Annotated in this window: 5 protein-coding genes; 1 reads left to right on the plus strand and 4 read right to left on the minus strand. The window is 65.8% G+C overall.

Annotation, left to right across the window (positions count from 1 at the left end; all coding sequences use genetic code 11):
• Positions 1-17: 17 nt before the first annotated feature.
• The 3 genes from F1735_RS25065 to F1735_RS25075 all read right to left on the minus strand — a co-directional run bounded on the left by F1735_RS25065 (position 18) and on the right by F1735_RS25075 (position 5,718).
• Positions 18-4,265, minus strand: a complete 4,248-nt coding sequence (locus F1735_RS25065) for an RHS repeat-associated core domain-containing protein (protein WP_167239462.1) — start codon at positions 4,263-4,265, stop codon at positions 18-20.
• Between the two features lie 30 nt (positions 4,266-4,295).
• Positions 4,296-4,811 (minus strand): DUF1795 domain-containing protein, encoded by a 516-nt coding sequence (locus tag F1735_RS25070; protein WP_167239463.1) that lies wholly within the window; start codon positions 4,809-4,811, stop codon positions 4,296-4,298.
• A gap of 70 nt (positions 4,812-4,881) precedes the next feature.
• Complete coding sequence (locus F1735_RS25075; protein WP_167239464.1) at positions 4,882-5,718, minus strand: ankyrin repeat domain-containing protein; 837 nt, start codon at positions 5,716-5,718, stop codon at positions 4,882-4,884.
• Between the two features lie 230 nt (positions 5,719-5,948).
• On the opposite strand from F1735_RS25075, the gene F1735_RS25080 reads away from it, so the two are divergent.
• Positions 5,949-7,796, plus strand: a complete 1,848-nt coding sequence (locus F1735_RS25080) for a DnaJ-like cysteine-rich domain-containing protein (protein ID WP_167239465.1) — start codon at positions 5,949-5,951, stop codon at positions 7,794-7,796.
• Positions 7,797-7,926: 130 nt separating this feature from the next.
• Here the strand turns inward: F1735_RS25080 and F1735_RS25085 are convergent, their stop codons facing one another.
• Complete coding sequence (locus F1735_RS25085) at positions 7,927-9,213, minus strand: DUF445 domain-containing protein (protein WP_167239466.1); 1,287 nt, start codon at positions 9,211-9,213, stop codon at positions 7,927-7,929.
• Positions 9,214-9,762: the final 549 nt, after the last annotated feature.

A 9,762-nucleotide genomic window follows, 5' to 3' on the forward strand; every position in this document is an offset into this window, starting at 1 on the left:
CTTCTCCTTGTATCAGTTCAGCCGCAGCCGCCACTGAGTTTGGTTTTTTCAGCCTTGTAGGCATCTTCAAAATACGTCTGGCGCGCTGCCGGACGTGTGGTGTTGTTGTGGTCGAACGAGGCGACCTTGTTGCCGCGTTCTGCGTATGTGGCAGCTTGCTTGAGGTCAGACCCGATCGTACCGGTCTTTGTACCATGATGTTCGATACGTGCTTGCTCGATACCGCGCGCCTCGCCATACGTCACATTTTTCTTGATGGGGTCCATCTTTGCTTTTCCTACCAACCGACCCGATGTTGCGTGCTCGGTTGCGCGCCGGTCCAGGTCATCGGTAATGCCGACATAGTATGGCTTGGTCGCACCCTCTTCGTACAGCCCGTACACATGGTAGCCCGGCGCCGTCTCGGCAATCCAGCCCAGCGGGTCCATGCGCCCGGTCGGGTTGGGGGCGTACGCATACAGGTTCTCGCCGCCCTCCAGGCCAATCGGGTCCTGGCTGATGAAGCGGCCGATGTCCGGATCGTAGAAGCGGAAAGTATTGTAGTGCAATCCGGTGCCGTGGTCGGCGTACTGTCCCGGCATGCGCAGGGGCTGCTCGATGCGCGCCGCCAGCGCGGCGTCGTCGCCCTTGTCGAGCTTGCCCCAGGCGCTGTATTTGCCGGCCCACGCCAGTTCGCCCGCCTCGTCGGTCACCTCCAGCGGCGTGCCCACCAGGTCGGTGTGGAAGTGATACACGCGCGCCCGCTCGATGACCGCGGCGGCGGCCGCCGCGCCGATGGAGGCGCCGAGCGCCGCGTCGATGCGCGCCAGCGGCGTGTAGCGGGCGTCGGGGTTGTACACATAGCTGCTCACGCCACTGTCGCGCACCTCCTGCACCATGCGCAAGCCTTGCCAGACGAAGCGGCGGGTCTCGCTGCGCGCGCTGCCGCCCGCTTCGATGCGCCGCTCGCGGGTGGCGATGCGGCGCCCGATCGGATCGTAATCGAATTGCATTTCCATGATGCCGCGCAGGTTCTCGGTGCGCACCTTGACCAGGCGGTCCTCGGCGTCGAAGGTGAAGTGCTGGACCTGATGCGCGCCCTTGCGCTTGGTGAGCAGGTTGCCCCAGGCGTCGTATTCGAGCCGGATATCCTGCCATACCTTGAGCCGGTTGCCCTCGACGGCGCCGCGGCTGGCGCGCTTGACGTCGTCGAGCAGGTTGCCGGCCGCGTCCCACGCGAACTGCTCCTGCTCGTGCGCGCCTGGGCGCGTCTGGCGTTGCAGGTGGCCGGCCGGATCGTACTGGAATTCGATGCCGCCGCGCAGATTGTCGCGCTGTTCGGCCAGGTCGCCCGAGGCGGCATAGCGGTAACTGCGCCACAGACGTCCCTGGCCCGGCGCCAGCGCCTCGCTTTGGCCCCCGCTCGATTGCCAGGCGCGCCGCCCCAGCTGGTCGTAGCCGATGCGCTGCGTGAGCAGCCCCTGGGTGCGGCCGGTTTCGCGATGCAGGTCATCGCGTTCGAAGTCGCTGATCAGGTGCCCGGCGCTGCGGATCTGGTGTACATGGCCGGCGCCGTAGCTGAGGATGTCGATGCGCTGCCCGTGCGGCAGGTTCAGCGCCGTCAGGTTATCGAGTTCGTCGAGCATGTAGCCGAGCGCGCCCTGGTCGCCGTGTTCGGTGAGCAGGCGTCCGCCCTTGTCGTAGTCGAAGCGCACTTCGCTGGCGGCCATGCCGAGTGCCGCGCCGGCGTCGCTCGGTACCCGCACGCCGCCCAGCAGGCGGTCGCCATCGTCCCAGGCGAAGCGGGTCGCCGCGGTGGCGCTGACCTGCGCCAGCATGCGCCGCATCTTGTCGTGTTCGAACGCCATGGTGCGGCGCGGCCGCTCGCCGCCGGCCGCCACGCCCACGCTGTCGATCGCCAGCAGGTTGCCGGCGGCGTCGTAGCGCATGTGGCGTTCCACGCCGTCGGGCCGCACCTCGCGCGCCACCCGGTCGCCCGCCGTGTACTCGAACAGATAGCGGCTGTGGGCGTCGCTCGCCATCTCGACCAGCCGGCCTTGCGCATCGTAGCGGTAGTGCAGGTGGCGCCCGGCAGGGTCGATGGCGTCGATCACCTGGCCGCGTGCATTGCGCAGCCACTGGCGCGCTTGCACGGTTCCCTTGCGCCACTCGACGATATTGCCGCCGGCATCGTACGCGAACTGCTCGCCGCTGCCGTCGGGCAGCGTGACCCGCACCGCTTCGCCGGTGCGCAGGCGCTCGAAGCGGGTCACGTCGCCGAGCGCGTTGGTGGCCACTTCCAGGCGCCCGTCGGCATCGTAGTCGTAGCGCGTGGTCTTGCCCGAGCAATCGGTGTAGGTGGTCAGCAGGCCGCGCCCGTTCCAGGCCATGCTGCGCCGTCCGCCGCGCGGGTCGATGCTGGCCTGCGGCAGGGGATCGAGGCCGTCGCCATATTCGTAAGCGTGGCGGCGCCCGAGCGGATCGGTGCTGTGCAGCAGGCGGCCCAGGTAATCGTAGGCGGCGCTCCAGCGGCCCCCGTCCGCCAGCACCAGCTGGCTCACGCGCAGGCTGTTGCCGTCGTAGGCGGTGCGGGTCACCCGCCCCAGCGGGTCGGTTTCGCTGACGATGCGGCCGGCCGCGTCAAATTCGAAAGCGACGGTGCGCTCGCCGGGCAGCTCGATCAGGGTTGGCTGGCCGGCGCCGTTGTAATGCATGCGGTAAGTGCCGCCATCGAGGTCGGTGCATGCGACGATCTGGAAATTGGCATCGTAGACCCAGTGCGCGGTGCGGCCCTGTTCATCGGTGGCCCAGCTCTGGCGCGCGGCCACGTCGTAGCGGAAGGTGGTGTGTTCGCCTTCGCTGGAATGGCAGGCCAGCACGCGCGCCTGGCCGTGTACCTCGCCCCAGGTGTAGCTGGCCACCAGTCCCAGGGCGTTGGTGTGGCTGGCCATCAGCGCGCCGGCCCAGGTGAAGCGGCGCGCCACGTCGCCGTTCGCGTCAACGACCGACGCCAGCTGGCCGGCGCCGTCGTAGTCGTAGCGCACCAGTGGCCCGGGGGCGCCGCCGTGCGTGCATTCGATCATCGTCAGGCGCGCCGGCAGGGCGCTGTAGTGCAGTTGCAGTTGCTGGCCGCCGCTGGTGCGGATCGTGCTCACCCGGTCGTCGTCGTCGCGTTCGTAGCTGATCGACTGGGCGCTGCGGTCCTCGACCCGGCGCACCCAGGCGATTTTTTCTGTCGCCAGGTCGAGGTGGCCGAAGTCGAAGTAGGTTTCGTTGAGCGTGTACAGGATGAAGCGGCCGTCGGCGCTGCGGGCCAGGTAGCATTGTTCTTCTTCGCTGAAGGCGGTGTGCCCCGGCTGCATCAGCGGAAAACCGGTTTCGCGCCCTTGTGCGTCGCTGTACCAGATCTTGCCGTCGCGCTGCTGCAGGCGCAGGTCCCAGGGCAGCACCCAGCCGCGTCCCAGACTGCTCTCGTGCGTCAGGTTGCTGGCGTAGAAGCGCGCGCAGACCAGCTTGAGCGGACTTTGCACGATAAAGTCGATTTCGTCCTGCGCCAGCAGCAGCTTGCGGCCGGTCGCCACCTCGACCGGCTTGCCGAACAAGCCGCCCATGACGCGCCCGACCACGGGCGCGACCACGTAGCGGCTGACCGCTTCGCCGATCACAAAGCCGCCGATGAATTTGGCGGCGCACGGCAGCACCGCTTTCGACAAGCCGCCGGACGCCTTGACCAGCCCTCCCAGGCCGCCCGCCAGCCCGGCCAGCGCGAAGGCCCAGTCGACCGCGGTGCGCAGCCCGGGCGGTACTTCGTCGGCCACTTCCTTGTAACGCACGGTGCCGCCGCCGATGAAGACATTGTTCGAGCCGCCGTCGATCTTGGCGCCGCAGACAATGGCGTCGGTCTTGCGCGCCGCCGGCAGGCCGTTGATGAAGACGTTACCCGAGCCGTCGGCCACCACCGGCGCCGGCGGATGGTTGCTGCAGGCGACCGTGCTGACGGTGGCGTACGCCGCCGCCAGCTTGTTGGTGAACACGTTCATCGAACCGGTAAGGATGGTGCCGGCCGGCGAGGAGAACATCTTGCCGATGCCCTCCCCGAGCGCGAGGATGCCGCTCGCTCCCAGGCCGGCGGCCATTCCGGCCAGCAGGGCCACGCCGAAGCCGCAGGTGAAAGTGGCAAAGGCGACGGCGGCGATCAGCGCGATCCCGATGACCGCGCCGACCAGGAAACCGGTCAGTGCGCTGGTGTGGGCGATCGGGTCGGTAATGCGGGCAGCTTCGAGCATGGCGGGCCTTCCGTTGGGCGTTGCGGGGTGTTACGGGGCGCTCAATCCAGCGCCTCCTGCGGCGATGGCGGCATCGTCGGCGGGCGGCGCAAAACTATCGAGCCAGCCGCGCCAGAGCGTGTCGGCATCCTGGTCGAACGGGCGCGCTGTGGCGGCCGAGAGGATCAGGGCGCGCCGGGGTCCGATCAAGAATACGGCCTGGCGCTGGCGGATGGTCTGGGCGCCGTTCTTGTACTGCGCTTCGATCCGTTCGCCGGCCAGGGCAGGGTCGTGCCGGCCAAGGCGTTCGGGCACGCGCGCGAGCAGCTTGTGGCTGGCCAGGCGCGCCTTGAGCAGGGCGATCTGGCGGTCGACATAGGCGGCCAGGTCTTCGCCCTCGGCCAGCCAGTCGCGCGCGATGCTCAGGTTGGGCTGGGTCTGCAGGTTGGCCGGCGTGAAGATGTTGCTGGTGCGGTCCTCATAGCCGGCGGGCAGGCCGATGCTGCCTTCGTGGATGCCGATCCTGGCGTTGCCGTCCGTGCTGCTCGCTGCTGTGGTGTCGCTCATGCGCTGCTTTCCGTTTTGTGAAGTTCAAAAAGTATTCGGCGATGGGAGGTGGCGTGCTTGCGTGGCGGCGCTACCTGGTCGAGTAGCGCGCCGCCGTGGCGTTGCCGGCGCAGCGCGGCGCCCGTTGGCCGATGCAGCGTTCCAGCATGTCGATCATGGCGGGCAGGGCGCGCCGGCGCGCGATGGCCAGCGCGTTCTCGCCGCGCGCGTTGCGAAGAAACGGATCGGCGCCCTGGTCGACCAGGAAGGCGGCCAGTTCGCGCTTGCCGGCGTCGATGGCCAGCATCAGCGGCGTGCTGGCCTGCGGGCCGGGCGCGTCGAGCGCGGCGCCGAGTTTGAGCATGCTGTCGGCCAGCGCGTCCTGCGCGCCGGGGTCGGCGCTGTGGGCGCTGTTGGCCAGCTGGTGCAAGCCGGTGTTGCCGTAGTCGTCGCGCAGGCGGGTGTCGGCCCCGCGTTCGAGCAGGGCGGCGGCGGCGCGCCACTGGCCGGCGGCGAGGGCCGCGTGCAGCGCCGTGCCGCCTTGCGCATCGAGCGGGGCATCGATGACGGCGCCGGCCTGGTGCAGCATGTGCAGCGCGTCGGCGTCGCCGCCGGCGGCCGCGATCATCAGCGGCGTGCGCCCGCCGTGGCACGGGTTCGGATTGTCGCCGGCGGCCAGCACTTTTTTCAGCGCGTCGTGACGATCCTTGCCGAGGGCGGCGAAGATGCGCGGGGCTTGGGCGGCATCGGTGGCGGGACAGCGCTGGCGCGCGGAGGGCTGGTCCGGCAGCGGCGCGGCAGGCGTCATCGGCGCGGCCAGCAGGCAGGCGAGCAGCGGCAGCAGGCGCGTGATGGCGCCGGGCGGGCGACGCGCCGTGGTGTGCGGGTGAGATGAGTGCTTGCCATTGCCCATGCCGGGATGATCCATCAGGTATGCGTACAGTATAAAAAGAGCAAGATGAATTCTATCAAACCATTTCATGCAAGACAATTTGTATTGGAATGCAGCGCTGTGGCCGCCTACCAGTGTCGATGGTAATGACTATTGTGTTAAGATCAACTTTTTAACGTCATTCGAAGAGTCGATCATGTCCTCACAGCGCATCTTGCTGCCACTTTCCTTGAGCTCGGCCAACTTGAATCGAAGGAGCGAGGCGCATGGAGGCTGACGATCGTTTCTTGCAGCGTTATCTGGACAGCTGCAAAGCCACGGCGGCCGGGTATATCGAGCGTGCCACCCGGTTTAACGTCACCGACCTGGTGGTGCGCGACGCGCGCCCTGTCGTGCGTCAATTCACAGTCACGATCCGGCACGAACTGGAGGTCTGTTCCGAGTCCACTGACCATCATGGGGTCCACCACCCGGGCCAGGGCGATTTTGGCACGGCCGACTGGAAGTGGTACCAGGAGCAAGCCGCAGTGCAGGGGCGCGCGGAATTGACGCGTCCCGAGACGATGGATAGCCTGGTGCAGTCGGTCAGGAACCAGGCCTACGCGGCGATTTCCGCCCGCACCCGCCTTCGCACCCATCCGCGGCGCCTGTTCCATACGTATACCTGCAATGGATGCAATGGCCGGGGCAGGGTATGCTGCGAGCGCTGCTCCGGCGCGGGCCAGGTCCGGTGCGGGGGCTGCTCGGGTTCCGGGCGCGTCAGCTGCTCGAGCTGCGGCGGTTCCGGCACGGTTGTCCAGCATCGAACCGTGACCGACTACAACGGCCATAGCCGCTCCGAAACGCAGCATCGCTCGTGCGGTTCCTGTTCTGGCGGCCGGGTCACGTGTTTTCACTGCGGCGGGTCCGGGCAAAACCGGTGCGGCAACTGCGGTGGGTCGGGCGAAGTGACCTGCACCGGCTGTTCCGGGCATGGCTACCTGACCAAAGTCACCTCGACAGTGACCTATACCAATCCGGGTTTCTCGGGCCGCTATCCCGAAGGCACGCCCGATTATGTGCATGCGGCCCTGTGCAAAGTCGGATTTGCCAGCCTGGCCAGTCACGGCGAGATCGCCCTGGAACATGTGAATGTGTTCCGCGAAAAGTCGGCGGTGGAGTTTGTGTATCAATGCACCATGCCGTTTTGCGAACTGTCGATCGATGTGCGCGGCGTCACATCGCATTGGGTGATGTTCGGCGCCGATCCACAGATATTCGACGCCGGCGGGGTGTTGGAAGCATTGCTGGAAAGCGACTTTAAAGCCCTCGCGGACGTCAGCGCCGGCCGCGCGCGCTGGTCGCCGTGGTTTTATCGTTCAGCCGGCAAAGCGATCGCGCCATTCATGGAGTCGGAAGTAAACCAGATGGTGATCGATGCGACGTCGGAAGGGCTCGCTCCCAACGCGGTGGTGGAACGCGTGAGCCGCTCGGTTTCCGAAGCCTACGTCCAGCAGACCCTGGAAAACCTCAAGACAACGATTTCAGTCGCGCTGAACTGGTCGCGTTTCCGGAGTTTCATCGCGTTGATCATCTTGTCGATCCCGTTTTCGTTTGCGGCCATTGCCTATATCGAGCGCGACAAGCGCATCGACCTGTTGTCGGCCGATACGCAGCGCTTGATTTACCCGCCGGGCAACTCCGGGATTGTGTGGGAAATGGGGCTGATGACGATTCCGTTTACCGTGCTCGGATGGTTCCTTGCGAAGTGGCTCAGTACGCGCTGGCTGAAAAAGGCCGGCGGCGAAAGGACCGTGTTGTGGGCGCAGCGCCAGGGACTGTTGATGGGGAAGTGGACTGCCTTGATGGTCATCGTGACCGCGGTCGGCACCACCGGCGCGTTCTTCAAGCGCTGGCCGATGTGGATTGATAACGATGGCAAGGGCTATGGCGTGATTCCCTTGTATAAACCGAGGATCCCGGTCGAAGCGCAGGAAGCGGCGATGGAAATGGAAAAAATGCGGCGCGAGGGACGCAAGTTCGAATCGGTGGTCGACATCGAAAAGAAACGGCGCGAGCGCGCCAGGTTAAAGCCGGCAAAAAAACCGCCGGTCGAGAACGCCGAAAAACCGTAGCGCGCGTGTTCGGGGCGATGCATCGATCACCGGCGCTTCCGGCCAGGTGCGATGGATCTCCTCAAGATCGAACTCTTGATCGTTGTTTTCGGCGATAAAGCATGGTCCTTCCGTGGTCGCGGGGATGGGCTTACACCGCGCCTGCGACGGCGTGGATCAGCAGCCCCACCAGCCCGCCCACCAGCGTACCGTTAATCCGGATGAATTGCAGGTCGCGCCCGATGGCCAGCTCGATGCGCGTGCTCATTTCCTCTTTCGACCACTTGGCCAGTTGCTGCTCGATGAACTTGCCCACGTCGCCGCGGTAGCGCTGCACCAGGGCGGCACTGCCCGTCTCGATCGCGCTGTTGAGCCAGCTGCGCACGGCCGGGTCGGCGCCCAGCACGCGCCCGCATTCCTGCACGATGTGACGCATCGTTGCGGCGATCACGGGATCGGCGCCCTGCAGATCGGCTTTCACCCGCTGCCGCAGCGTATCCCAGATTGCGCCCAGCGTGGCCTGCAGTTCCGCGCTGCGCAGGGCATCGGCCTGGTAACGCGCCACCGATTCCTTCCACTCGGGATCGGCCTTGAGCCGCAGGGCACTGTCGGCCAGCCAGCTGTCGATCCGGCCGCGCAGCGGATGCTCGCGATTCATGCGTACGTCGATGGCCTGTTCGCGCAGCGAGCCGATGACTTTGGGCGCATAGCCGATCACCATCGACTTGACCATCGCGTTCTCGATCGCGAAGCAACGCAGCATGAATTCACCGACGGTTTCATGGTTGGCGTCGTCGCCCAGCCAGGTGATCAGCTTTTCCAGCAGCGGATCGAGCAGGGCCTGTGGCGCGCCTTTGCCGATCATGGTGTCGAGAAAGCCGCCGGCCATGCCCGACAGATCGAGCTTGCCCAGCTCGGCGCTGGCAAGGTCGGCGATACGGGTGCGCATCTTCTCGTCGTCCACCTTGTCGAGCACTTGCACCAGCACGCCGGCCAGCGCCTGGCTTACTTGCGCGGCATTGAGCGGGTCGCACAGCCATGCGCCCGCGCGGCCGGCCAGGTCGGCTTGCCGGATGCGCTCGGCCACGCCTTCCTCGGTCACGAAGTGGTTTTCCACGAAGCTGCCCAGGTTGGCGCCGATGCTTGCCTTGTTGTTCGGGATGATTGCGGTATGCCACAGCGGAATGCCGAGCGGATGGCGGAACAGGGCGACGACGGCAAACCAGTCGGCGATCGCACCGATCATCGCGGCTTCGGCGAATGCTTCCAGGTAAGCCCAGGCCGGATGTTGCCCGTGCTGCGAGCGGGCGATGGCAAACAGCACGGCAGCGGCCAGCAGCAGGCCGAGCGCCACGCGCTGCATGGTGCGCAGGCGGCTGCGCTTGTAGGTATCTTCGGCGGCGTCGAGCTGGCCGACAAGGTTGGAATCGTGTGTCATGTGTTGAATCGTCGTTGCTTGCTGTGAAAAGGCCGCCATGATGGATGATCGTGGGCATGGCCGGGAAGGTGAGGCTTGGGAGCGGACGCCAGGATGTGCCGCACCGGGCAATGGAATTGCGCCAGTCATCCATCTTAGCAAAATATATTACCAAGACAGAATAGTGGTCAACGCTTTCTCTCTATCCAATGAGGCAATGAAATTGCTCATTGCATTGTTGCGCGGAAGGCGGTTGGGAGGTGCTGCGGCCGGTCGCACTGCGCGCGGAGGTTGCACGGTTGGCGCACAAGGTGGGCAGTGCAGCCCATCGGCAGGCTTGAATGTGACAAATATGCCAACACCACAGGCCATCTGTTTGGGTCTATTTTCCGGCGCGTAGTTCAAGCAGGTAGACATCGTTTTCGCGCAGCGGCAGGGTCAGGGCCCCCCTGTGTCAGACTACTTGTCGGGTGTGTTTTTGAACAAAGTATGTCGTGATCTTGAGCGTTGTAGTGGGGTTTTTAGGGTTCGTTCTTGTGCTGTACTTTTGACATCGTTTCCGGGAGCGGG

This window comes from Massilia genomosp. 1 (genome assembly GCF_011682185.1).
Lineage (GTDB): Bacteria > Pseudomonadota > Gammaproteobacteria > Burkholderiales > Burkholderiaceae_D > Telluria_A > Telluria_A rubra.

Bases quoted from the DNA above. Each gene is read 5' to 3' on its own strand.
- F1735_RS25070 (WP_167239463.1), bottom strand. From the start codon at position 4,811: ATGAGCGACACCACAGCAGCGAGCAGCACGGACGGCAACGCCAGGATC.
- F1735_RS25075 (WP_167239464.1), bottom strand. From the start codon at position 5,718: ATGGATCATCCCGGCATGGGCAATGGCAAGCACTCATCTCACCCGCAC.
- F1735_RS25080 (WP_167239465.1), top strand. From the start codon at position 5,949: ATGGAGGCTGACGATCGTTTCTTGCAGCGTTATCTGGACAGCTGCAAA.
- F1735_RS25085 (WP_167239466.1), bottom strand. From the start codon at position 9,213: ATGACACACGATTCCAACCTTGTCGGCCAGCTCGACGCCGCCGAAGAT.
- F1735_RS25065 (WP_167239462.1), bottom strand. From the start codon at position 4,265: ATGCTCGAAGCTGCCCGCATTACCGACCCGATCGCCCACACCAGCGCA.